This window comes from Fusobacteria bacterium ZRK30 (assembly GCA_024628785.1).
Classification (GTDB): Bacteria; Fusobacteriota; Fusobacteriia; order Fusobacteriales; family Fusobacteriaceae; genus Psychrilyobacter.
Map to the genome: position 1 here is coordinate 239,622 of CP102404.1, position 22,999 is coordinate 262,620.

A 22,999-nucleotide genomic window follows, 5' to 3' on the forward strand; every position below is an offset into this window, starting at 1 on the left:
TATTCCCTATATAACTTTCATTCTAAACGTACTTTTTTTCACGACTTCTCCTATAAGACTAGATTTTATATCCAGTTCCTCCAAGTCAGCTAAAAATTTATCTGCATCTTCACCTGCTACACTTATGAGTAATCCTCCTGAAGTTTGCGGATCAAACAATATCTCCTCCATAGGAAATGGAACTCCCTCTAAGACTACTTTATCTCCCAGATGTTTTCTATTTTTTTGTCCGGCAGAGGTAATCAAGAATTCTTCTGCATATTCATAAGCTTCCTCAATATAAGGTACTTTTTTACTGTCTACCACTATACTGATTTCGTCATTTAACATCTCAGATAGATGTCCTAAAAATCCAAATCCAGTTACATCTGTACATCCATTTACTTCATATTTCTTCATCTTTTCAGCTGAATATTTGTTCAGTGTTTCCATAAGTTTTATTGCTTCCTTATAAGAACGTTCGTTGGCTTCTCCCACATTATGAGCTGTAGTCACTATACCTATCCCAAGGGGTTTTGTCAGAATTAATTTATCTCCTGCCTTACATGTATTATTGGCTATTACCTTATCAGGATGAACTACTCCTGTTACAGATAATCCATATTTTGGATTTTCATCATTAACAGAATGTCCCCCACTTAAAATACCACCTGATTCCATTACTTTTTCAGCTCCACCACGTAAAATTTCCCCCAATATATTAGGATCTAATTTTTCTGGAAAACATACTATATTCAATGCTGTAAGAACATCCCCACCCATTGCATATACATCACTGAGAGAGTTAGCTGCCGCTATCTTTCCATATGTATATGGATCTTCAACTATGGGAGTAAAAAAGTCTAACGTTTGAATCAAGGCCATATCCTTACTCACCTTATATACTGCAGCGTCATCAGCACTATCGAACCCGATAAGCAGATTTTCGTCGTATACTTTTGGAATATGAGCCAATACTTCAGATAGAACACCCGGTCCTATTTTAGAAGTTCAGCCTCCACCACTGCAAAATTTTTCAAATTTGTTCATCTTATTACCTCCCATATTTTTTTTCATTTTAACATTTTTCCCATGTTTATTCAATGTAAGAGTGGTAGAAGCTGTCAATATCCAAAAAAAAAAAGGAAATTATCTATATCCTGCCAAAATAATTAATAAAAACACATTGGCATAAAATAATTTCCATAGAGATAAAATTCTATTATTATTTTGCTTACGTTGTCAAATTAAATGCAACACTTTTCAATTTCACCCCAAAATACTTCTTTTGGGGTTTTCCAATTTAAACACTTCCTTGGTCTATTATTAATTTTGTTTACCGCTTTATAAAATTCACATCTCTTTATCTTACTAAAAATAGTCCCTTTAGGGAAAGTTCTCCTTAATAAACCGTTTGTATTCTCATTTGTTCCTCTCTCCCATGAGTGATAAGGGTTAGCAAAATAAGCTTTAATACCTAATGCTTCCTCTAATTCTTTAAATTTAGAGAATTCTTTCCCGTTATCCGATGTAAATGTTTTTATGTATTCTTTAGGTATATATTTAAAATTCTCTATTGTTGCCTCATTAAAAGTATCTGATTTTCTATTAATCATTAGCTCCGCTACAAGATATCTTGATTTCCTATCAACATAAGTCATCATAGCACCTTTTTTTCCTGCGCCAACGATAGTATCGCTTTCAAAATGACCAATCTCACTTCTATCATTCGCTTCTTCAGACCTTTCTTCTATCATCTTTTTATTAGGGATTTTACCCCTTGTTTCTTTCAATCCTCTAGGCTTTTGTTTGCCTTTTCTAGTTAAAAGGTATTTAGTACTCTCCGTAAGAAAATCAAGATATATTGCTCTATAAATTGTTTTAAATGAAATAGAATATTGGTTGTCTAATTTAGCTCTTCCTGATATTTGTTCTGGACTCCAACCTGATTCTAACTTTTCTTGAATATCTACCAAAAGGATCGAATCTCTTAATTTGTGCTTTCTTCCACAAAGTTGTTTTCTTTTTTTGTATAAAAACTGGGCTTTATTAGGAGTGTACTCACCATCAACTGAATTTCTATTAATTTCTCTATAAATACTAACTCTATTTTTCTTTAATTTAGCTGCAATAAAACTAATTGATTTTTTTTGCGCTAAAAATTTAAATATACTTTCTCTTTCTTCAATGGTAAAATGTTTATGATTCATAAATACTCCTTTAATGTTTGGTCGCACTTACATTATACCAAGGAAATATTTATGAATTTTTTTTGTTGCATTTAATTATACAATTCAAGTTGTAAAAAAAGAGAAAGGGAGAAAAAAAGAAGGTTCTATTAATTTTTTTAGTGTATCGGCAATAAGTTTCATATTTTGAGTTTATAAGAGGAGGTAATTATTATGAAAAAACAAATTTTAATTATTACTTTTATTATTTTAATGAGTATTTTGGTAAATGGTCAAGAGAAAGAAAGCATTACTACTCCAACTGCTATCTCACCAGATAACCTTTCAAATTCTTTTATGACTGCCTTTGGTATGAAAGTTGAAACTGCTGAAGATATAGACAATAAAACTCCAGATCCTTCCATAGAACCTGATATAAATACAACTCCCATAGGAATGTCTATTATTTCTACTTCAGCAGTTAATCAGGTAACTCCACCATTCACACCACATATCCCTAAATAATATTACGATTTATTTTAATCCTACTTACCTTCAAACAACTTCTTAAATTCCCCATACCCTTCTTTTTCTAAATCTTCTACAGGGATAAACTTTAGGGATGCTGAATTCAGGCAATATCTCAGACCAGTAGGCTCAGGACCATCATTAAACAGATGCCCCAAATGAGCATCTCCGGCCTTACTCCTAATCTCTGTTCTTTTTTGAAAAAGTTTAGTATCCTCTTTTTCTACAATATTTTCTGGAACCAGTGGTTTGGTAAAACTAGGCCACCCTGTTCCAGACTTGTATTTATCTATAGAACTAAAAAGCGCTTCCCCAGAGATAAGATCTACATAGATCCCATCTTTTTTATTATCCCAATATTTATTGTTAAATGGTGGTTCTGTAAACTCTTCCTGTGTTACCTTAAACTCTAAATCCGTTAATTTTTTCTTCAACTCATACCTCCCCCAGTCTTTTCTGTCTTTTCCCCAAATTTCATCTAAAAATTTATCCCTTCCAGATCTTCTCCTATAATATTTGTACTTCAATGAACTTTTCTTATAATAATCCTGATGATACTCTTCAGCTCTATAAAAAGCAACAGCAGGCAGGATAGGAGTCACTATTTTACCTTTATACACCCCTCTTTTTTCCAGGGTTTTTTTGGACAACTCAGCCTCCTTTCTTTGGTTATCGTTAAAATAAAAGATTGCTGTAGTATATCCATGCCCCCTGTCTGTAAATTGTCCCCCTGAATCTGTTGGATCTACCTGCTTCCAATAGATCTTTAAAAGCTCCCCATAAGTGATCTCATATGGATTATAGATAATCTCTACAACTTCAATATGCCCTCCTGAACCATAGTTCTCATAGGTTGGGTTGCTGGTAGTTCCCCCTGTGTATCCAGACATTACAGATTTAACCCCTTCCATCTTTTCAAAAGGGTATTCCATACACCAAAAACATCCCCCTGCAAAGACAGCTTTTTCATACTGGGCTCCATACAGGGCGAAGCTCATTAAAGTAATTAATAGTGTTATCAGTTTTTTCATAACCATCTCTCCTTCAATAGGTTTTATCGACTTAAAGTAACTAAAATAACTTATTTAATATCTAATATACTAAATACCGAAAAAGGTAAATAAAACCTTTAAAATAATCTGATAAAAAACAAAAAAAGTTACTAGAACAGTTACTAAATGTAGAGAGAACAGTCAATACTCCTAAAAAAAGGAAATTATCCATATCCTGCCAAAATAATTAAAGGTTTCATTATGAATGTTTTTGGTCTAGGTATAACATTGTAAAATCTTGAAATTGGATTTATACTAATTATAGTTACTTGTATTCAGTATATTTTAAAATTATATAGGTTTATGGGAGGTATTATGAGTAATATAGAGCAGATTGAGTTTATTAATAAGAAGGGTCAAATCAAAGGTTTTGAGATCACATCATTGAAGAGTTATTTTGAATCTGTGGATGAATCTTTTATTAAAACACCATACCGTACCTCTTTTTACAATTTAATATTTATCACTAAAGGCAGGGGATCCCATGAAATTGATTTCTTAGAATACACCATTAAAGCAGGTGATCTTTTAATAGTATCCAGAGATCGTGTTCATAGATATAGTAAATTCGAAAACTTAGAGGGATACTTAATCATGTTTACAGAGGGGTTTTTATGTGAATTTTTAAGCAGTCAAACTTCTGAGGTAAAGGATTTATTTAAACTGAGTTATTTAAATCCGCATATTGATTACCTGGATTTATACACAGAAACATTAATAACACTTTTAAATGTAATAAATGATATGTATAAAAATGCTTATGAATTTATAGATAACAAGGTAATTGCTTCAGCTTTTAACACCTTTACACAAATACTGTCCAACAGTGGTTTAGGAGAAAGCAGATCCAGATATAAAAAAAATGAGACATTTGTACAGTTCACTGAATTAGTTGAAAAAAATATCAATAATATCAAAACTGTGAAAGAGTATGCCGATATGATGCATGTCTCAAAAAAAACGGTTAATTTAATGACAAGAAAAGCTATTGATATGTCGGCTAAACAGTATATTATTCAGCAATTAATATTAAAAATAAGACTTAAACTCAGTTTCGAACAAAAAAGCATCAATGAGATTGCTTATACAATAGGGTTTACAGAACCATCAAACATGACTAGGTTTTTTTAAAAGAATACAAAAACCAGCCCCAGTGAATTTAGAAATATGGTAAGACATGACAAAAACAGCTGGTTAAATAGCAAAAATATAGAATTAAATAGTATTGCCGAATCTATCGAGGAAAATGTATATCACATCTCTTCCAAAGCAGTGGTTCCACTGCACAAACATGAAGATCTGGACGAAATCTTTTACTGCATAAAAGGTTCTGGTTTTGGCGTACTAGAGAACGGAGAAGTGGAGTTAACGGTAGGCAAACCTTTTATTGCCCCTGCCGGAATAATGCACTCCCTTAGAAGTGATGGAGATCTCTATGTTACAGCTTTTCTTATTCCCGTCGTAGATGAGCGGCAAATTTGACAGGAGTTAAATAACATTGAATATAATAAAAAAAGAACAAAAGGAGTAAAGACATGAATTTAAATTTAATTAAAGAATCTATTGAGACAAAGGTATATGAGATCCATTTGGATACAAAGGTTCCTATGCATGAACATGCAGATCAAGATGAAATATTTTATTGTATAAAAGGTTCCGGTTTTGGGATTTTAGAAGATGGGGAAGTAGAATTAAATGTAGGAGATACATTTGTTGTTCCTGCCGGGACAATGCATTCTATGAGAAGTGATAAAGATTTATATGTGGTAGCTATTCTTATCCCTGTAGATAAAATTATTTGTCACTGTAAACAAGTGAGTTTTGGTGATATCAGGAGAGCGATGGTCGGCGGCGCTCGTACTGTAGAGAAGATACAAGAAATCACAGGAGCAGGGACAGGTTGCGGCGGATGCATTGAAGAAGTAAAAAAAATATTAGCAGTAGCCTGTGGATGCAAAGGGGTTTCTATAGAAGCAGTAGTTAACACAGTTAAAGGTGGAGCAGATACAATTGAAAAAGTTGAGAAAGCAACAGGGGCAGGTAGTGGATGCAGAAAATGCAAAGCTCTATTGCAAAACATAATTGACACAAAGAAGTAATAGAGCTTTGCTCTTGTATAAAAGATAAAATAAAATATATATTAAATATTATTAGGAGGAACAACCTATGTTTAAACGAATCGACCATATCGCATTTACCATTAAGGATAGAGCCAAATCTATACATTTTTATGAAGAAAATTTTGGATTTAAAAAATATTTTGAACACGATGCACCTGTGCCTGCAGTAGAAAAAATAGTTTATCTTAAACTAGGGGATACTATTTTAGAGATGGTGCACCTAAACACCGATTCAACAAATCAAGGGTTTCATTTCTGTCTTGAAAGTGATAATTTTGACGAAGACTATACCCGTCTGATAAATGCCGGTGTTCCTGTAGATACCGAACCTCACCCTGTTGAAGCAAGAGAGGCAAGAGAAGAAGGATGGCGTAGAGTAGTCTTTATCGGTCCTGATGGAGAATTAATAGAATTTAGAGGGTAAAAATTTAAATTAATAGTTTTATTATAAGATGATATATTTTAATTTTTTTCTTTACATTACTTGGATATCCAAGTAAAATAGATTTATGAGATATGATAATACGATTAATTTAATAAGTAAAATCAGAGAGATTTCCAGCATGTTTATTATTTCTGAATTAGAAAAATTAGGAATAATAGGAATTGTCCCTTCCCACGGTGACATTATAGTCACACTGATAAAACATAGGGAACTGACCATGACTGAAATTGCAGAAAAAATCAACAAAGACCGTTCAACCGTTACTACCTTGGTAAAAAAGTTGAATAAAATTGGCTTTACAGCCACAAAGAAAAACGAAAACGATCAGCGATCAAATTTCGTATTTCTTACACCTAAGGGGAAGGAGTTAGAGGAAGGTTTTAATCAAATTTCTGAAAAATTATACAACGTTCAATTTAAAGGACTAAAAGAGGAAGAAAAAGAAATTTTTAGAAATATTTTAATCAAAATATATAATAATTTTAAACAAGAAAATCAGAATTAGTGATACTAATTCTATTTTTTTAAAAATATACTTGGATATCCAAGTACTTGGAGGTTGAATTTATGGATTATGGATGGATTTCACTCCTGCCTATAATTATCGCTATTACATTAGCTTTTATCACAAAAGATGTTTTTACTGCCCTACTATCCGGTATTATTTCTTCCGGCTTGATCCTAAGTTATCACGGAGAAAGTATTTTTATAGGATTGAATAGTATAGCAGGTGTTTTCCTAAACGGCTGGGCTGTCAGATCAATATTGTTCTGCCTAATGATCGGATCATTTGTACACACAATAGAAGCTTCCGGAGGAATAAGAGGTCTTCTCATATTTTTAGCAGAGGAAAAAAAAGTAGTAAAATCCAGAAGGGGAGCTGAACTCATAGCCTATATAATCGGACTGCTCATCTTCATAGAAGCAACCAGTTCTACAGTTATATCCAGTATATCTGCTAAACCTTTCTTTGATAAATACGGTATCCCCCGGGAAAAACTGGCCTATATCACAGACTCTACATCTGCTTCTGTAGCCTGGCTTTTCCCTATAAATGCCGCAGGGGCGTTTCTTATGACCATGATAGGATCTCAAATTTCTGCCGGGACTATTACAGGAGATCCCTTTGTTTATGTGTTAAAATCAATGCCCTTTCAGCTTTATAGTATCTTTGCAATAATCCTGGTTGGAATCACAATTATTACAGGAAAAGACCTTAAGGTTATGAGCAGTTTCACAGCTGATGATTTAACAACTATAGAGACCGTTTCAAAAAAACATGATCATTTTAAAAAACCAAGGGCACGAAACATGATCTTACCTACATTTCTTTTAATCGCCAGTATTTTTGGAATTTTGTATATCACCGGAAAAGGTAATATATCTTCCGGGGACGGAGCCGAAGCAATATTTAATGGGATAATAATAACCTTGATCTTAACCGGTATCTACTATGTTTTTCAGGGAATAGTAAAACCCAAAATATATATAGATTGGTGTATAGAAGGAATGGCCAATTTCCTTCAAATCACAATTATACTGGTTTTAGCCTTTGCCTTAAGTAGTCTAATGGAAAAATTAAATTTAGGCTCCTATATAGCCGAAATGAGTACAGATATGAATCCCGTGCTTTTACCGGCAGTGATCTTTCTCATGGGATCCATTATATCTTTTGCTACTGGGACCAGCGGTGGAACAGCTGCAATTCTTATCCCCATCGCTATCCCCATGGCTGCAAAATTAGGAGTCGATATCCACCTGACAATAGGAGCTGTCGTATCCAGTGCTGTTTTCGGAGATCATTGTTCCCCCATATCGGACTCTACAATCTTAGCTTCCATGATCTCAGAAGTCCCTGTGATGAACCATGTAAAAACTCAGATACCCTATGCCCTTATTTCAGGGGGAGCTTCAATGGCAGGATTTTTAATAATGGGAGTACTTCTCATATAAAATATATAAATTAAAATAGGAGGATAAAATGAATATCAAAGAAATTTATGAAAAATTTGATGCAATCGGATCATTGACATTTGCTACAATCAATGAAGGATATCCAGAAACAAGAATAGCACATTTTTTTGCTCACGATGAGGATGGTTTATATTTCAGAACAATGTTTCCAAAACCTTTTTATAAGCAATTAAAGAAGATAAAAAAAATATCTGTATGCGGTTTATACGGGTCTACAGAAGTAACTCATGGAGAAGATGGGTTGCCGGAGTTTGAACCTGGATATACTATTAGAGTAACAGGTGATATTAAGGAAGTTTCTTTAGAAGAAATTAAAAAAAAATCTATAAATAAAGAGCTTTTTGATGTGGGAATAAAAGATGTGGAAAAGTACCCTGCAATGAGAATTTTTGTTTTATATAGAGGTAAGGGAGAGGTTTTCGATTTTGATTTTGAGACTAAGTTCCGTGATCATAAATTATTGCGGACAAATTTTTCCTTTAACGATTTTTGTGATAAGGTCTTTGGTCTGGAAATTAAGAATAACTGTATAAGATGTGGAAAGTGTTTTAAAAGATGCTCCTTTAAAGCCGTCGAAAAGATCAACAAAGATTATACTATAAACAGCAAAAAGTGCGATATATGCGGAGACTGTGTTACAGTCTGTCCTGTAGATGCCATCAAAGAAAGGTAATTATCTTTATTAAGGGTATCTCTTTAAAACTCCATATGATATTATAGAAGGTATAAAATCTATAATTTTAGGAGTACCTGATTATGAAAAAAAATATTGCCCTTCTTGCAGGGGGGAAAAACTCCCGTATGGGTGGATTTACTAAATCTTTTTTAAAATTTAAAAATGAGTATTTTCTACAAAGAGTTTTGAATGAATTCAATGATTTCCATAAGACAGTAATCATATCCAATGAAAAAAAACTATATAAAGAATATCAAATTGAGACATTTGAAGACCTTGTAAAAGACAAGGGGCCATTAGGAGGGATCTACACAGCTCTTTCATCTATTAATGACAGCTGTTTTATTGTGGCTTGTGATATGCCATTTTTAAGTCAGGAAAAGATTTTAAATTTCTACAACGACTTAGATAATTATGATGCTGTAATCCCAATCTACAAAAATCGTCCCCAGCCTCTCTGTGCTCTTTATAATATAAGTGTTCTCAAATATATAAAAGATGCTATAGACAACGATGACCTCAAGATAATGATCCCTTTAAAAAAAGCCAGGGTTAAATTTGTAGAGATAGATGACGATAAGTTATTTGTAAATATAAATACTCCGGAAGAATACAGGGCATTGACTATTTAGTTTTTTATTATTAGGTAGATATAAAATATAGTCAGATTTTTCAAAAAATATTTTTTAACTTCTTTAGTATATTTATTACATTTTTCAGACAAAATCCCCTCCTAAGCAAACATTTTTAAGCTATTAAATCGTAGATGTTTTTATTGTATCTACTTAAGAGGGATTATACTATAAAACAGCAGCTTTTATTTTACATAAATCCAACTTACAAAGATTTATAAGGCTCTCCACTACAGGGTAATCTCTTATAAAATTATAATATAATTTTTGTTTTGAGATATAAGTGCTGTATATCCGTCTTTCATTGTAATAAATATACTAAGGTTTCCATTTTCATCCGTATGACTTTACAAGAATTGAACAACACCCTCTTTACGCTTAGGCGCCTTTCCCTCAATTCCCTTATAACCTACGACCACTGCATGAAATGGTTTAACACCTTCTGGAAGTTGAAGGTCTTTAATAACATCGTGCTCAGGCATAAAATTAAATAAAAACCTCATACCATTCCAACATGTACCTACCCCCATACTTTCTGCAGCTAATAGCATATTTTGTGTTGCAGCAGAAATATCCTCAATTGGAGTATGGGCATCTTCTGACGCCGATACGACAATAACGGTTTTAGCACCATAAAAAACATCTGGCATATTCTTTGCCGCGTTACGAATATATTCATCCTCACTTTTTGATGCATTTTCTTTGGAAGCCATGTTTAAACGCTTCAACAATTGTTCATCTTGAACAACTGTAAAATGCCACGATTGCTTGTTGTTACCACTAGGAGCCCACATACCAGCTTCGATAATAATCTCCAATTTTTCTCTCTCTACAGGTGTGTCTGTGAATTTACGTGTTGTTCTTCTACTCTTAATATTTTCGATCACCTTATTCATAATTATCCTCCAAATTTTTCAAACTATAATGTTGTTCGTTACAATTATCATATACCTATGATATAATTTTGACAAGTAGGCACAATAGAGTAATTAAGTTACCTCAAAGTAACTTATAAGGCCAAGCCATAGGTCGGACAAATGGATCTAACACAATAAAATCAAGCTCTGCATGCAAGTAGAGTTTTACCTGATCTGCTGTTAATAGGAGGTGAAATAAATGCATATACGTGGAAAAGATTATAACTGTACTATCGATCTTATGATGGATATTATCGGCGGAAAGTGGAAAATGCGTTTGTTATGGACACTTATGATGGATGGTAGCCAGCGGTTTGGAGAACTTAAAAGACGTTGCGTTAAAATTTCTGCTAAGGTTCTGGCACAACAGCTAAAAGAACTTGAGCAGGACGAACTGATTACACGAAAATCTTATGACGAGGTGCCACCCCGAGTCGAGTATTCAATTTCAGAGTACGGGAAAACAGTCATTCCATTCATTAAACAAATGCACGAATGGTCATTTAGGCATATGATCAAGAATGGAGTTGAAGTAACTGACAATGATATAAAATCGTAAAATCAGAAACAGTATCATAACTTATTTAATTTTTAAATATAGTAAGATGATTTTACAAAATACCATATTGCTGTATATAAAAAAAGGTAGTTTCTGCAGAATACAAAAACTACCTTTTTTTTATTTTAATGTTTCAATTAAATATTTTTTAAACCAGTCTTTATTAAAATCAACTGCTACCTGTATTTTCCCACCTTTAAAATTTTCAGCAGTTTCTCCCCTCTTTTCCTCTATTCCAACTAATACTTTTTTCTCTTCAAACTTAAAAGCCTCATTATATATAGGTGCAATCAAGGCTATAGTATCGTGGAATACCACACTTGTCATCCCAATTTTTTCCCTCACTCTAAACATTGAGTCAAAAATTTCCATAGTTACCCTGCTGTATTTAGAATCAGATTTTCTGATCTCCTCCAATTCATCAGCTGCAAACTGCCCCTTCATAGTAGCATCTAATCCAATCATCTTTACTTCTAATCCTGAATTAAATACTATATTAGCCGCCTCTGGATCGACAAATATATTAAACTCTGCATAGGGAGTTATGTTTCCGCCACAAAGGGATCCTCCCATAATAGTTATACCCTTTAAAAGTTTTTTTAATTCCGGATATTTAACCAATGCATTGGCAACATTTGTTAGTGGACCCACTGCAACTAGTTCAACCTCCTGAGGATATGTTTTGGCACACTTCAAATAAAATTCCGAATATCCTTCAAAGACTCTTTTAGATGAATTTGGCAGTTCTATATCTCCCATCCCTGTTTCCCCATGAAATTCAGTCGCAGTATGTAGATCTCTTGTCAATGGTTTTTTTGATCCACTGTACACATCTATATCTTCATTTAAATATTCCAAAAGATTTAATGCATTTCTTGTTGTATGAGAAAGTTCTACATTCCCTGCCACCGTAGTTATTCCCAGCATGTCTATACTCTTATCTGCTAAGCCTATTATAATGGCTAAGGCGTCATCCATCCCAGGGTCACAGTCTAATATTATTTTTTGCATATAATCCTCCTCTTTCTTTTATAACATAGTATCATATCAAAGTTTGTTTCTCAATAAATCCAGATTCAGATTTTAATTTAAAAAATTCTATTTTTATATTCCTCAAATGTTTATATTAAAAAAACTTTTTTGTTGAAAATTCAACAAAAATATGATATCTTATTTTAATAAATAAAAAATAGAAAGGAGATTTCATGAAAAAAATATTTAGAGAGATCGGAATGATAGCCCGATGCACCGCAACCATTAGCGATATTGAATTTAAGGAGATCAATCTTGCCAAGGGACAGTACCTGTATCTAGTGAGGATATATGAAAATCCGGGGATTATTCAGGAAAGGGTGGCCGATATGCTCAAAGTGGACAGGACCACTGCAGCCAAAGCAATAAAAAAACTGGTAGAAATGGAATTAGTAAAAAAAACAAAAAGTGAAAACAATAAAAAGGAACTAAAACTCTATTGTACCTCCAAGGGAAAGGAGATCTATCCCTTTCTTCAAAGAGAGGAAGAATATACAGTAGAGTCAGCCATGGAAGGAATGAGTACAGAGGAAAAAGAGATGATTTTTGAACTTCTCCATAGGATGAGAGTAAATATTGAAAAAGAATGGAAAGATATAAAGAAGGGAAATAAAAGGAGGTATTAAAAGATGAATTTAAAGATTAAAAAATTTGACGAACTTACAGGAAGGGAAGTATATGAAATACTAAGGGTAAGATCAGAAGTTTTTGTAGTGGAACAAAATTGCGTCTACAACGATGAAGATGGTAAAGATATCGAATCTATTCATATTATGATCGAAGAAGATGATAAAATTATAGCCTATCTAAGGATTATAAAACCAGGAATTTCATATAACGACGCTTCTATAGGAAGAGTTTTAGTAACTTCTGAAGCAAGGAATAGAGGCTTAGCCAGAAAAATTGTTTGTGCCGGAATAGATTATATAATCAATAACTGGAATGAAGATAAAATAACCATAGGAGCCCAAAATTATTTGAAAAATTTCTATGAAAGTTTAGGTTTTAAAGCCGTTTCTGAAGTTTATTCAGAGGATGGGATTCCCCATTTAGATATGACGTATAGTAAGAAATAAACTCTAATTTTTAATTAGATCTATCCAAGCCTCTTCATATTAAGTTGTGACCAAAATGGTGATTTCTTAACGTAAAGAGGTCTTTTTTTATTAAAAAAATACAACACTTAAAAACTTCTCCCTTTAACCATTTAAGTCTGACTTAATTATTTTTTAATTTTACTTTACACAACTCTTAAATGAGTATATAATTACAATAAATACAAATATTTTAATAATTGGGAGGAAATATGAGCATAAAATTAAATTCAGTTAAGGAGTTAAGGAAGCTTACTCTGCAGGCAATCGTAGATCTTTATGAAAATGGAGTGTTATTAGAAGAACTTACTAAATTGCCTAAGATGCTGTTAAGTGGGGAAAAACCAACCTATAGAGATTCAATTTACAGAGAAAGAGAGGTTTTAAAACAGAGAATAAAAGTATATTTAAATCTCAATATCTATAAAGTTAGAGATATGGAACTTTTTGAGTTATTAGACCTTTTAAAAAAGAAGTTTAATTGTGAAAAAATTCCTGCTGAGTATGAAGGAAGAGACCACGCTGTGGAAGTTATAGAAGAGGCATGCGATCAATGTCCAAGTGGTCAATATTATGCAACAGATCTTTGTAGAAATTGTATAGCTCACTCTTGTGACGCAGTATGTCCTAAAGATGCAATTACCTTTTCTAATGGAAGAGCTATAATAGATGCAGAAAAATGTGTTGGCTGCGGACTTTGTGAAAAAGCATGTGATTATTCTGCAATAGTTAAACTATCAAGACCTTGTGAAAAAGCATGCGGTGTGGGAGCTATAAAAGCTAACGAAAAAGGTGTAGCTAGTATAGATAGAAGCAAATGTGTTTCATGTGGAGCATGCCATTCTGCCTGTCCATTTGGTGCTATAGAGTCCCCAACCCATCTGATAGATGTTGTATCTCATATAAAAAATAACAATAAAGTTGTTGCAATGTTTGCACCTTCAATAATTACACAATTTGGTGCAGGTATTACTTTAGAAAAAATAAAATCATTATTTCTAGAGCTTGGATTTACCAAATCAGTTGAAGTAGCACTGGGTGCAGATATGGTCATTGATGAAGAAGCCAGTGAAATGGAGAGAAGAGAGGAAAAAATGACTACTTCTTGCTGCCCGGCTTTCTATGAATATATAAAACTCCATCAGCCGGATATGGCAAAATACATATCACATGTAGATTCTCCTATGATGGCTCTGGCTAAAAAACTTAAAGAGGAAGATCCTAAATATAAGATAGTATTTATAGGACCTTGTACTGCTAAAAAGGTAGAGGCTGTAAAATATGGGGTAGTAGACAACGTGTTAACTTTTACAGATATATTATCATGGACAGATGCCAGAGGAATTGATATTAAAACTTTGGCAAGTGATAAAATTGAAGGAAGTTACGATGGTTGGAATTTTGCTAAAAGTGGAGGAGTTGCACAGGCTGTGGTAAACAAGTGTGAAAAGGAACTTCAATTAATTCAAATGGATGGAATTAAGGAAGGTGCTCAAGCCTTTAAACAATTTAGATTAGCTAAGTCAAATACATTGTTGGAGGGTATGGGATGTAAAGGTGGATGTATATGCGGACCAAGTGTAATTCAAAAACCTCTCGTGGCAAAAGCAATGCTTACAAAATTAAAAAGATAGATATTAGTGAATACAAAAGAGGCTTCCATATGGAAGCCTCTTTTGTATTCTAAATTTCTAATTTTCCTATCAGAGAAATTTTGCTTTTATCATAGGTGTATCGGAGCAAAAGTAACAACTTTTTGCCCTATGATATCCCTGTTTTTTTGCTCCCGTAACCGCTTCACCTAAAGATGCAAACTCACTTAAAATTACCTTATTACCTATAAGCAGACAACTATAGTCCTTTCGATGCACCTCCTGGTTATTTACATTGATAAAATAAAACATATATCCCCCCCCTTAATATAATTTTCTAGTGCTATTATATTCATATATATTCTATTTCCTTTCATTTAAATATATAAATTATTCCAATTTTAAATTGTGTAATTAACTGGGTTTAAAAACTACTAGAAAATTTCATTTAGAAACTTACAGAGGCAAAAGAAATATAAAAAATTAAACGAATATGATATAATTTATCTTAATTAAATTGTTTGGGAGGATATTATGGAATTTGTATATATTGGAGCAACCTTCTTTTTTTCAACCTTTGTTCAGGGATTTACCAGTTTTGGGTTTTCTTTAGTAGCAATTCCATTACTTTCACTATTTTTAGATACCAAGTTAATCATAATTATAACTGTGACCTACAGCCTTGTAATAAATGGAATTATCGTTAGAAAATACTATAGAGATACTAAGTTGAAAAAGATAGTTCCCCTGTTAATCTCAGCAATTATTTTTACCTTTCTAGGGGTATCCTACCTTCAGATTATAAATGAGTATATTTTGAAGCTGGTTATCGGGGTATTACTTATAATAGTAGGGATCATCAATAACTTCGGAATAAGAATTAATTTTAAAAAACCAGAAAAGTACTATCTCCCTGTAGGAGCAGTCTCTGGAGTTTTAAATGGAATTGGCGGTATTTCAGGACCTCCGGTTCTGGTATTCCTGTCAAATATAGATCTAAACAGATCCCAGTTTAAGGCAACACTGTCATCTTACTTTTTTACTCTAAATATCGTAGCTATCCTTACCTATGTCTATAAGGGGTTTTATACTCCTGAAAATCTTAAGATAATTTGGACCTATCTTCCCCATGTGATTATTGGCACTGCAATAGGGGTATATGCCTCAACAAAAGTGGAGGAAAGACTCTTTAAGAGAGTAATTAACTTTGCTATACCAGTGATGGGATTGAATATAGTATGGAAGTTATTTGGATAGATAGTAAATTCAATACACTTATTTTAAAAAATAGAGATGGAAATATATATAATCAAAAGAGGGCTATATTATATAGCCCTCTTTCAATAAATTTATTTATTTCTAGGTTTATAGTGGGTATGTAACAGGTGGTGACTCTTATGTCCCCCAGGTTTACCCAAATAATCCTCATAAAGTTTTTTTACCTCTATATTTTCATGAGATTTTCTTAAAGCAGATTTTTCATCTGAATCATATAACCCTATTTTTCTGTCTGCAACAACTCTCATATTGTCTGGGGCAGGGGCTCCTCCCCCATTTAAACATCCTCCGACACAGGCCATTACTTCAATAAAATCAACTGTTGTTTCACCTTTTTTTATTGATTCTAAAAATGGAGTTGCATTTTTAATTCCATTTATTACTGCAACATTTACTTCTTTCCCTGCTAAGACAAGGTTTGCTCTTCTTACCCCTTCAAATCCTCTTACCTCTCTATATTCCAATGAATGAGTGGTTTCTCCCAATACATCGGAAACTGTTCTAAGAGCTGCTTCCATTACTCCACCAGTGGAAGCAAATATCCTAGCCGCTCCTGTTCCCTCTCCAAGGAGCTGATCAAATTCCTCTTCCTTTTCATAGTCAGCTAAATTTATTTTGTTCAATCTGAATAATTTTGCCAGTTCCCTTGTTGTTATTACCATATCAACATCTTTATTTCCATCATGATCTACCATTGTATCCCTTATAATTTCATCTTTTTTAGCAGTACAAGGCATTATAGATACTGAATATACCTCAGAAGGCTCTACTCCTGATATCTTTGAATAATAACTTTTAGACAGAGCCCCGAATATTTGCTGAGGAGACTTACAAGAAGATAAATTATCTAAAAATTCAGGATGGTTGATCTCAGCATAATTTATCCACCCTGGACAGCAAGATGTAAACATAGGTAATTTTCCGCCATTTGTAAACCTGTCTAAAAACTCTGTCCCCTCTTCCATAATAGTTACATCAGCACTAAAATCTGTGGAGAAAACTCTGTCAAATCCCAGATCTTTTAGAGCTGCCACCATTCTTTTAGTTATATCAGTCCCCGGTAAGATACCAAATTCCTCTCCTATGGTATTTTTAATAGCCGGTGCCATTTGAACAACTATATGTTTCATAGGATTTTTAAGATCATAGTTTAAATTCTTTAGATCTATCTTTTCATGAAGTGCTCCTACTGGACATATTTTGACACACTGCCCGCATGAGATACAATCAGTTTCAGCCACTTTCCCGTGGGTCATTCCTATAGATCCGTCCTCTTCTACACAATAAACTCCAATTCCCTGGATCTCATCACATACTTTTACACATTTTTGGCATTTTATACATTTATTCATATCTCTGACAAATGCATCTGATGAATTGTCTATAGCTAACTTTTCACGGGTTCCGTCTCCCCTGTTTTCTACACCATATTCATAGGATATATTTTGTAACTCACAGTCTCCCATTGCTTTTTCACAAGTCAGACAGTCATTGGAATGATCCTTCAAGATCTCTTTAATCCTGTCTTTTCTATATTCTTCCACCTCATCTGAATGAGTGTTTAATTCCATTCCGGCTTCAGGGTAGTTATCACAAGTTGTAACTAGTCCTCTTCCTACAACCTCTACCGAGCAGACCTTACATACTCCTGCAGGACTTATGTCTTCATGATGACATAGAGTGGGGATCTCTATTCCCATTTCATTTATATTTTGTAGAAGAGTTTTTTCTGTATCAAATATAGATTTTTTTTGATTTATTATAACTTTTACTTCCATTATTTTTTCACCTCATATTTTTCTATAGATACAGTTACTAATTTTAATTCCGGTTCACCGGATTTTTCATCTAAAGCTTCTGTTCCTGTTAACATATTTGCTGACCCTTCTGCAAAATGGAAAGGCATAAATACAGTTCCCTTTAAGATCTTTTTAGTTTCAAGAACCCTTGTCTGAACAGCACCCCTTCTAGAGGTTACAGTTACCATCTCCCCGTCTTTTACCCCTATCTCTTCACAAGTTAACGGGTTTATCTCGATATAAGATTCCGGTGATTTTTCATGGAGCCCTTCAGTTTTGGCAGTCATAGTTCTAGTATGATAGTGATATAGATTTCTACCATTAGTCAATACATATGGATATTTCTCATCTACTATCTCTGCTGGCAGATCATATTCTACAGGAACTATTAATCCCTTACCTCTCATAGGTCCGTCTACATGAAGGATAGGCGTCCCAGGATGATTTTTATCCTTTACAGGCCATTGTAATCCTTCTTTTTCTATCCTGTCATAAGATATTCCTGCATATTGAGGTATCAGTCTGGCCATCTCATCCATAATATCTGCGGGACTGTCATAATGAACATCATATCCAAATTCATTCATAAGCTCCATAAATATTAACCAGTCAGCCTTGGCTTTTCCACGGCCTTTTACAGCAGCTCTTACCCTCTGTACCTTTCTTTCGGTATTTGTAAATGTACCGTCTTTTTCAGCAAATGACAGTGCCGGTAAGATAAGATCTGCATATTTAGCAGTTTCTGTCATAAAGATATCCTGAACTACCAAAAAATCTAAAGATTCTAAGGATTGAATGATATGAGTTGTATCCGGATCAGATACAACCGGGTTTTCCCCCATAATAAATAAGAATTTAAGATCCTTATGATGAGCTGCATCCATGATTTGCGTTATAGTTAACCCTACTTTCGAAGGTAGTTCAACACCCCACTCTTCTTTATATAATTTCCTGAACTTTTCATCCTTAATACTCTTATATCCAGGGAGCGTATCTGGGAATGCACCCATATCACATGATCCCTGTACATTATTTTGTCCTCTCAAAGGGTTGATTCCTGTTCCAGGTCTTCCTATCTGTCCTGTTATTAAAGCCAGGTTTGATAGTGCTATTACAGCATTTGTACCAGTTTTAAACTGAGTTATCCCCATGGCATAATATATTGAAGAAGCTTTCCCTGTTGCATACAGTCTGGCAGCTTCTACTATTTTTTCAGGAGCTACTCCAGATATTTCTGAAGCCATACGAGGAGTATATTTTTTCACCATTTCCTTTAACTCTTTATACCCTTCTGTATGGTTTTTAATATAGTCATTATTAACTAAATCCTCTGAAATAATTACATGAATCATTCCATTTATAAGAGCTATATTAGCTCCTACATTTACCTGCATATATACGTCAGCCTCTTCCGACAGGTCTATTTCCCTCGGATCAGCCAATATTATTTTGGATCCATTTCTCTTTGCTTGTTTTATCTTAGCTCCTATTACAGGATGATTTTCCCTTGGGTTTGATCCAATTATAAAGATTAAATCCGAATCTTTTGCTTCCTGGATACTATTTGTCATAGCTCCACTTCCTAATGTAGTTGCAAGCCCGGCAACTGTTGCAGAATGTCAGAGACGGGCACAGTGATCTATATTATTGGTTTCCATTGAAACTCTCATTAATTTTTGAAATAAAAAGTTATCTTCATTGGTACATCTGGCAGAAGCTAATCCTCCAAGTGCTTCGGGACCGAATTCTTCCTTTATTCCATTGGCCTTAGATACGAATAATTCATATGCTTCCTTCCAGGTAGCCTCTCTAAATTCACCATTTTCTTTGATTAAAGGTGTCTTTAATCTCTCTGGATGATCTATAAATTTATACCCGAATTTCCCCTTTACACACAATAATCCATCGTTGGGGCTGGCAAGTACCGGTTCTACTCCTACTACCTTATCTTTTTTGGTAATAAGATCAAATTGGCACCCGACTCCACAGTATGAACAAGTTGTCTGGGTTTTTTTTACTTCCCAATTTCTATATTTTGTCTTTTCCTTGGCCTGAAGAGCCCCTACAGGACAGACACTTACACAGTTCCCGCAAAATACACAGTCAGAATTATTTGTTACTGTGCCTCCTGCTACCTTTACCCTCTTTTTATCACTATCTAAAGTTAATACATCGTTACATTGTTGTGTTTTGCATACCTCTACACATTTTCCACATGAGATACATTTATTTGGATCTATATCATAAAATGGATTACTTCTATCTAAAGAAAGTTCCTCTCTGCATTCATTATGTCTTTGTTCTACCCCATATTCATAGCAGTAATCCTGTAATTTGCAATGCCCTGATTTTTTACATACCAGACAGTCCAATGGATGATCTACTATTATCGATTCTAATATCTCTCTTCTCTTTTCTATGATCTCCGGAGTATGAGTTTTTATCTCTAATCCCTCTTCTACTTCTACAGAACATCCCTTTACTATTTCACCATTACACTCTACAACACATATCCCGCACTTATCTTCTGTTTCAAATCTTTCATCATAACAGAATGTTGGTATAATGTGTCCTGCTGATTCTGCCGCCTGGCAAATGGTCGTATCTTTTGAAGTTTTTACTTCTTGACCATTGATATTAATCTTAACCATCTTAAGATATCCTCCTATAAAACTTAAAAAACAATTTAATTTTTCCTTTGCTACTTAAAAATTTCACATTCACAGAGATAAGTTTACCTCCTAGACTAAAATAAATCAATATTTTTTTGCATATAGATTAACATTTTTTGCATACAGCTTAACACTTTTTCGTATTTTTTAAGATTATTTTAATTTAATTTAACATTCATACCTTAAAAATGGTATAATTACCAAAAATAAAAAAGGGGAAAATAAAACTATGTATCCAGTTTGCGAAGAAATCAATGTCACCATGTTTATAAACAATACAAAATTTATAACCTTTATGTGTACTCCCGATAATTTAAAGGCATTGGCTATAGGTCACCTGTACACACGAAATCTTATTGCAGATATCGATGATATCGATTCTATCAGAGTTTGTAATAGTTTAAAAAATATCTATATCACATCTGAATTTATCTCTTTGAAGGAGGATCTTTCTTTAAGCACGGTATTATCGAGCTCATGCGGCAGTTCCCCAAACTTTAATCTGAAACTAGATCAAGTTGTAGAATCCCATACCTCCTTTGATCTGAAAGCATTAAAAAATGCAACCATAAAAATGTTTAAATTAGCAGTAAAACACCAGGAAACAGGGGGGATGCACAGCTGCGCTGTGTACAATGCAAAAAAAGATATAATAGCTATTGAAGATGTAGGCAGGCATAATGCCGTAGATAAGATCATAGGAGCTTGTCTCATTAAAAACTATGATTTAGAAAATAGTGCAATCATTTCTACCGGCAGAATATCTACCGATATGGTATTAAAATGTGCCGGTGCAAAAATTCCTGTAGTTGTAACCAGGAGTATTCCTACAAGTTCAGCTTTAGAATTAGCCAGGCAAAATGGGATTACAGTCATTGGAAGAATAATGGCCAGCGAACCCATTATCTATGTAAATGAAGATCGAATATTAAAGTAGTACAAACTAAATTTATAGATACAGTCAAAAATATTTCTGCCATTTTATTGTCGTACTTATTTTATTGGAGGATACCATGAAAAAAATTATTTTTACACTTTTGTTATTAATATCACTAGCTAGTTTTGGAGCTTCAGATCAACTTCTGTTAGCAACTACTACCAGTGTTAGAGATAGTGGTCTTTTAGACTATATATTACCTGAATTTGAAAAAGAAACTGGAATTGATGTTAAATTTGTAGCAGTTGGTACAGGTCGTGCTCTTAAGATGGGAGAAGACGGTGAAGTAGATGCTCTTCTTGTTCATGCTAAAACATCTGAACTTAAATTTATCAAAGCCGGACATGGAATAGATAGAATTCAATTCATGCACAACTTTTTCATTGTTGTAGGACCTGAAGATGGAAAAGAATTCAAAAATTTACACGATGCACTTAATAAGATAGATAAAAATAAATATAAATTTGTATCTAGAGGAGATGACTCAGGTACAAATAAAAAAGAAATTTCTCTTTGGAAAAACGAAGGTATAAATACAGATAAAGACTGGTATATGTCAAGTGGAAATGGTATGGCTGCTACCCTTAAAATTGCCAGTGAAAAAGGATGTTATACCCTTACAGACATGTCTACTTACCTTCACCTTAAGGACAAGTTAAATTTAGATATCAAAGTAAACAACGACAAAAACTTAATAAATGAATACAGTGTTATTACTATAAATCCAGATAAAAATAAGATGATCAACTATAAAAATGCTAAAATATTTATGAACTGGATCACATCTAAGGAAACTAAAAAACTTATCTCTACATACGGGGTAGAAGAATTCAAAATGCCTCTATTCATAGTTGAATAGATTTTAAAAAAAAATATAAAAAAGAGGAGTATCTCCCAAATTTTTGGATAGATACTCCTCTTTTTTATATTTTAATTTACTTATTTTAATATCTTTCTGGCTTCTGCCATCCTCTGGCCGGCAGTAAAAATTATTATCAAGATAAATATAGTTATTATGATATTTAAGTATTGGGGAAATAAGATCATCCCTGAAAAAAATATAAAACCTTCCGTTCTTTCTGCTAAACCAGCCTGATAATAAAAAGATTTTTCACTTATTTTTGTAGACAGCGTTCCCACCGTTAAAAATATAGTCATACTGATTATGATACTAGATGCAAGGAGAAAAAATAAAAAATTACTTTCTGGATATTTCATGGCTAGGGCTAACATTATTCCAATCTCCACTATCCTGTCAAAGGTAATATCCATAAGTGCTCCAAAAAGGTTGGATCCCTTTGATCTGGCAATGGTCCCATCTACAGCATCTAAAAGTCCCGACATCCATAACAGAGTCACTCCTACCAATGAATAACCTAAGTATATAGACAGGGGGACACTAAGCCCCAATACTAGAGCCATAACCGTAACTTGATTGGCACTGACCCCTGCCTTTATAAATCCAGCTGCAAAAGATTTAATTATTGGTTGTACATATTTTCTTCCGTGTGTATCTAACATCTTTCCTCCCTCAATAACTTTCTA

25 protein-coding genes and 1 pseudogene are annotated in these 22,999 nt (G+C 33.5%); 17 read left to right on the forward strand and 9 right to left on the reverse strand.

The window, feature by feature from the left end; genetic code table 11:
- Positions 1–6: 6 nt before the first annotated feature.
- Together selD and NRK67_01200 are read right to left on the reverse strand one after the other, a co-directional pair.
- Complete coding sequence (gene selD / locus NRK67_01195; GenBank protein UUV17480.1) at positions 7–1,029, reverse strand: selenide, water dikinase SelD; 1,023 nt, start codon at positions 1,027–1,029, stop codon at positions 7–9.
- 197 nt (positions 1,030–1,226) lie between these two features.
- On the reverse strand, positions 1,227–2,189 hold the full coding sequence (locus NRK67_01200) for an IS30 family transposase (GenBank protein UUV17481.1): 963 nt from the start codon (positions 2,187–2,189) through the stop codon (positions 1,227–1,229).
- A 192-nt stretch (positions 2,190–2,381) separates the two neighbouring features.
- On the opposite strand from NRK67_01200, the gene NRK67_01205 reads away from it, so the two are divergent.
- Complete coding sequence (locus NRK67_01205) at positions 2,382–2,672, forward strand: hypothetical protein (protein ID UUV17482.1); 291 nt, start codon at positions 2,382–2,384, stop codon at positions 2,670–2,672.
- Between the two features lie 20 nt (positions 2,673–2,692).
- On the opposite strand, the gene msrB is transcribed toward NRK67_01205, so the two are convergent.
- Positions 2,693–3,706 carry a peptide-methionine (R)-S-oxide reductase MsrB gene (gene msrB, locus NRK67_01210; protein ID UUV17483.1) on the reverse strand — a complete coding sequence of 338 codons (1,014 nt, stop codon included), beginning with the start codon at positions 3,704–3,706 and terminating at the stop codon, positions 2,693–2,695.
- A gap of 336 nt (positions 3,707–4,042) precedes the next feature.
- On the opposite strand from msrB, the gene NRK67_01215 reads away from it, so the two are divergent.
- The 9 genes and pseudogenes from NRK67_01215 to NRK67_01255 all read left to right on the forward strand — a co-directional run bounded on the left by NRK67_01215 (position 4,043) and on the right by NRK67_01255 (position 9,574).
- The gene (locus NRK67_01215) at positions 4,043–4,858 is read left to right on the forward strand and encodes an AraC family transcriptional regulator (GenBank protein ID UUV17484.1); all 816 of its coding nucleotides are present in this window, start codon (positions 4,043–4,045) and stop codon (positions 4,856–4,858) included.
- A gap of 36 nt (positions 4,859–4,894) precedes the next feature.
- The gene (locus NRK67_01220; protein ID UUV17485.1) at positions 4,895–5,209 is read left to right on the forward strand and encodes a cupin domain-containing protein; all 315 of its coding nucleotides are present in this window, start codon (positions 4,895–4,897) and stop codon (positions 5,207–5,209) included.
- Positions 5,210–5,262: 53 nt separating this feature from the next.
- A pseudogene (locus NRK67_01225) lies at positions 5,263–5,490 on the forward strand (cupin domain-containing protein).
- 15 nt (positions 5,491–5,505) lie between these two features.
- The gene (locus tag NRK67_01230) at positions 5,506–5,826 is read left to right on the forward strand and encodes a (2Fe-2S)-binding protein (protein UUV17748.1); all 321 of its coding nucleotides are present in this window, start codon (positions 5,506–5,508) and stop codon (positions 5,824–5,826) included.
- Positions 5,827–5,893: 67 nt separating this feature from the next.
- A complete protein-coding gene (locus NRK67_01235) occupies positions 5,894–6,271 on the forward strand; it encodes a VOC family protein (protein UUV17486.1) in 378 nt (125 codons plus the stop codon).
- An 85-nt stretch (positions 6,272–6,356) separates the two neighbouring features.
- Positions 6,357–6,797, forward strand: a complete 441-nt coding sequence (locus tag NRK67_01240) for a MarR family transcriptional regulator (GenBank protein ID UUV17487.1) — start codon at positions 6,357–6,359, stop codon at positions 6,795–6,797.
- Between the two features lie 62 nt (positions 6,798–6,859).
- Complete coding sequence (locus tag NRK67_01245) at positions 6,860–8,245, forward strand: sodium:proton antiporter (GenBank protein ID UUV17488.1); 1,386 nt, start codon at positions 6,860–6,862, stop codon at positions 8,243–8,245.
- A gap of 28 nt (positions 8,246–8,273) precedes the next feature.
- Positions 8,274–8,939 carry a 4Fe-4S binding protein gene (locus NRK67_01250; protein UUV17489.1) on the forward strand — a complete coding sequence of 222 codons (666 nt, stop codon included), beginning with the start codon at positions 8,274–8,276 and terminating at the stop codon, positions 8,937–8,939.
- Positions 8,940–9,022: 83 nt separating this feature from the next.
- The gene (locus tag NRK67_01255) at positions 9,023–9,574 is read left to right on the forward strand and encodes a molybdenum cofactor guanylyltransferase (protein UUV17490.1); all 552 of its coding nucleotides are present in this window, start codon (positions 9,023–9,025) and stop codon (positions 9,572–9,574) included.
- Positions 9,575–9,921: 347 nt separating this feature from the next.
- Here NRK67_01255 and NRK67_01260 read toward each other — a convergent pair whose 3' ends face one another.
- On the reverse strand, positions 9,922–10,470 hold the full coding sequence (locus tag NRK67_01260; protein ID UUV17491.1) for a nitroreductase: 549 nt from the start codon (positions 10,468–10,470) through the stop codon (positions 9,922–9,924).
- A gap of 220 nt (positions 10,471–10,690) precedes the next feature.
- Here NRK67_01260 and NRK67_01265 point away from each other — a divergent pair, with 220 nt between their 5' ends.
- Positions 10,691–11,050, forward strand: coding sequence for a winged helix-turn-helix transcriptional regulator (locus NRK67_01265; GenBank protein UUV17492.1), 360 nt, complete (start codon positions 10,691–10,693; stop codon positions 11,048–11,050).
- A gap of 120 nt (positions 11,051–11,170) precedes the next feature.
- On the opposite strand, the gene NRK67_01270 is transcribed toward NRK67_01265, so the two are convergent.
- Positions 11,171–12,061 carry a nucleoside hydrolase gene (locus NRK67_01270; GenBank protein ID UUV17493.1) on the reverse strand — a complete coding sequence of 297 codons (891 nt, stop codon included), beginning with the start codon at positions 12,059–12,061 and terminating at the stop codon, positions 11,171–11,173.
- Between the two features lie 194 nt (positions 12,062–12,255).
- Here NRK67_01270 and NRK67_01275 point away from each other — a divergent pair, with 194 nt between their 5' ends.
- From NRK67_01275 to NRK67_01285, 3 genes are all read left to right on the forward strand, one after another.
- A complete protein-coding gene (locus NRK67_01275) occupies positions 12,256–12,708 on the forward strand; it encodes a MarR family transcriptional regulator (protein UUV17494.1) in 453 nt (150 codons plus the stop codon).
- A 3-nt stretch (positions 12,709–12,711) separates the two neighbouring features.
- On the forward strand, positions 12,712–13,158 hold the full coding sequence (locus NRK67_01280; GenBank protein UUV17495.1) for a GNAT family N-acetyltransferase: 447 nt from the start codon (positions 12,712–12,714) through the stop codon (positions 13,156–13,158).
- Positions 13,159–13,388: 230 nt separating this feature from the next.
- Positions 13,389–14,810, forward strand: a complete 1,422-nt coding sequence (locus NRK67_01285) for a monomeric [FeFe] hydrogenase (GenBank protein ID UUV17496.1) — start codon at positions 13,389–13,391, stop codon at positions 14,808–14,810.
- Positions 14,811–14,879: 69 nt separating this feature from the next.
- Here NRK67_01285 and NRK67_01290 read toward each other — a convergent pair whose 3' ends face one another.
- On the reverse strand, positions 14,880–15,080 hold the full coding sequence (locus NRK67_01290; protein ID UUV17497.1) for a hypothetical protein: 201 nt from the start codon (positions 15,078–15,080) through the stop codon (positions 14,880–14,882).
- A 222-nt stretch (positions 15,081–15,302) separates the two neighbouring features.
- On the opposite strand from NRK67_01290, the gene NRK67_01295 reads away from it, so the two are divergent.
- A complete protein-coding gene (locus NRK67_01295; protein UUV17498.1) occupies positions 15,303–16,025 on the forward strand; it encodes a sulfite exporter TauE/SafE family protein in 723 nt (240 codons plus the stop codon).
- A 92-nt stretch (positions 16,026–16,117) separates the two neighbouring features.
- On the opposite strand, the gene NRK67_01300 is transcribed toward NRK67_01295, so the two are convergent.
- Positions 16,118–17,824 (reverse strand): [FeFe] hydrogenase, group A, encoded by a 1,707-nt coding sequence (locus tag NRK67_01300; GenBank protein ID UUV17499.1) that lies wholly within the window; start codon positions 17,822–17,824, stop codon positions 16,118–16,120.
- Positions 17,824–20,496, reverse strand: a complete 2,673-nt coding sequence (gene fdhF, locus NRK67_01305) for a formate dehydrogenase subunit alpha (protein ID UUV17500.1) — start codon at positions 20,494–20,496, stop codon at positions 17,824–17,826. The genes NRK67_01300 and fdhF overlap by 1 nt, the downstream gene beginning before the upstream one ends.
- Before the next feature lie 250 nt (positions 20,497–20,746).
- On the opposite strand from fdhF, the gene fdhD reads away from it, so the two are divergent.
- Both fdhD and NRK67_01315 read left to right on the forward strand, forming a co-directional pair.
- Positions 20,747–21,454, forward strand: coding sequence for a formate dehydrogenase accessory sulfurtransferase FdhD (fdhD, locus tag NRK67_01310; protein UUV17501.1), 708 nt, complete (start codon positions 20,747–20,749; stop codon positions 21,452–21,454).
- A gap of 76 nt (positions 21,455–21,530) precedes the next feature.
- On the forward strand, positions 21,531–22,313 hold the full coding sequence (locus NRK67_01315) for a substrate-binding domain-containing protein (protein UUV17502.1): 783 nt from the start codon (positions 21,531–21,533) through the stop codon (positions 22,311–22,313).
- Between the two features lie 80 nt (positions 22,314–22,393).
- On the opposite strand, the gene NRK67_01320 is transcribed toward NRK67_01315, so the two are convergent.
- A complete protein-coding gene (locus NRK67_01320; protein ID UUV17503.1) occupies positions 22,394–22,975 on the reverse strand; it encodes a CDP-alcohol phosphatidyltransferase family protein in 582 nt (193 codons plus the stop codon).
- Positions 22,976–22,999: the final 24 nt, after the last annotated feature.

Bases quoted from the DNA above. Each gene is read 5' to 3' on its own strand.
- NRK67_01245 (UUV17488.1), top strand. From the start codon at position 6,860: ATGGATTATGGATGGATTTCACTCCTGCCTATAATTATCGCTATTACA.
- NRK67_01235 (UUV17486.1), top strand. From the start codon at position 5,894: ATGTTTAAACGAATCGACCATATCGCATTTACCATTAAGGATAGAGCC.
- NRK67_01255 (UUV17490.1), top strand. From the start codon at position 9,023: ATGAAAAAAAATATTGCCCTTCTTGCAGGGGGGAAAAACTCCCGTATG.
- NRK67_01285 (UUV17496.1), top strand. From the start codon at position 13,389: ATGAGCATAAAATTAAATTCAGTTAAGGAGTTAAGGAAGCTTACTCTG.
- NRK67_01240 (UUV17487.1), top strand. From the start codon at position 6,357: ATGAGATATGATAATACGATTAATTTAATAAGTAAAATCAGAGAGATT.
- fdhD (UUV17501.1), top strand. From the start codon at position 20,747: ATGTATCCAGTTTGCGAAGAAATCAATGTCACCATGTTTATAAACAAT.
- NRK67_01275 (UUV17494.1), top strand. From the start codon at position 12,256: ATGAAAAAAATATTTAGAGAGATCGGAATGATAGCCCGATGCACCGCA.
- NRK67_01220 (UUV17485.1), top strand. From the start codon at position 4,895: ATGGTAAGACATGACAAAAACAGCTGGTTAAATAGCAAAAATATAGAA.
- NRK67_01295 (UUV17498.1), top strand. From the start codon at position 15,303: ATGGAATTTGTATATATTGGAGCAACCTTCTTTTTTTCAACCTTTGTT.
- msrB (UUV17483.1), bottom strand. From the start codon at position 3,706: ATGAAAAAACTGATAACACTATTAATTACTTTAATGAGCTTCGCCCTG.
- NRK67_01320 (UUV17503.1), bottom strand. From the start codon at position 22,975: ATGTTAGATACACACGGAAGAAAATATGTACAACCAATAATTAAATCT.
- NRK67_01290 (UUV17497.1), bottom strand. From the start codon at position 15,080: ATGTTTTATTTTATCAATGTAAATAACCAGGAGGTGCATCGAAAGGAC.
- NRK67_01315 (UUV17502.1), top strand. From the start codon at position 21,531: ATGAAAAAAATTATTTTTACACTTTTGTTATTAATATCACTAGCTAGT.
- NRK67_01215 (UUV17484.1), top strand. From the start codon at position 4,043: ATGAGTAATATAGAGCAGATTGAGTTTATTAATAAGAAGGGTCAAATC.
- NRK67_01205 (UUV17482.1), top strand. From the start codon at position 2,382: ATGAAAAAACAAATTTTAATTATTACTTTTATTATTTTAATGAGTATT.
- NRK67_01280 (UUV17495.1), top strand. From the start codon at position 12,712: ATGAATTTAAAGATTAAAAAATTTGACGAACTTACAGGAAGGGAAGTA.
- NRK67_01200 (UUV17481.1), bottom strand. From the start codon at position 2,189: ATGAATCATAAACATTTTACCATTGAAGAAAGAGAAAGTATATTTAAA.
- NRK67_01250 (UUV17489.1), top strand. From the start codon at position 8,274: ATGAATATCAAAGAAATTTATGAAAAATTTGATGCAATCGGATCATTG.
- NRK67_01265 (UUV17492.1), top strand. From the start codon at position 10,691: ATGCATATACGTGGAAAAGATTATAACTGTACTATCGATCTTATGATG.
- NRK67_01270 (UUV17493.1), bottom strand. From the start codon at position 12,061: ATGCAAAAAATAATATTAGACTGTGACCCTGGGATGGATGACGCCTTA.
- NRK67_01260 (UUV17491.1), bottom strand. From the start codon at position 10,470: ATGAATAAGGTGATCGAAAATATTAAGAGTAGAAGAACAACACGTAAA.
- NRK67_01300 (UUV17499.1), bottom strand. From the start codon at position 17,824: ATGGAAGTAAAAGTTATAATAAATCAAAAAAAATCTATATTTGATACA.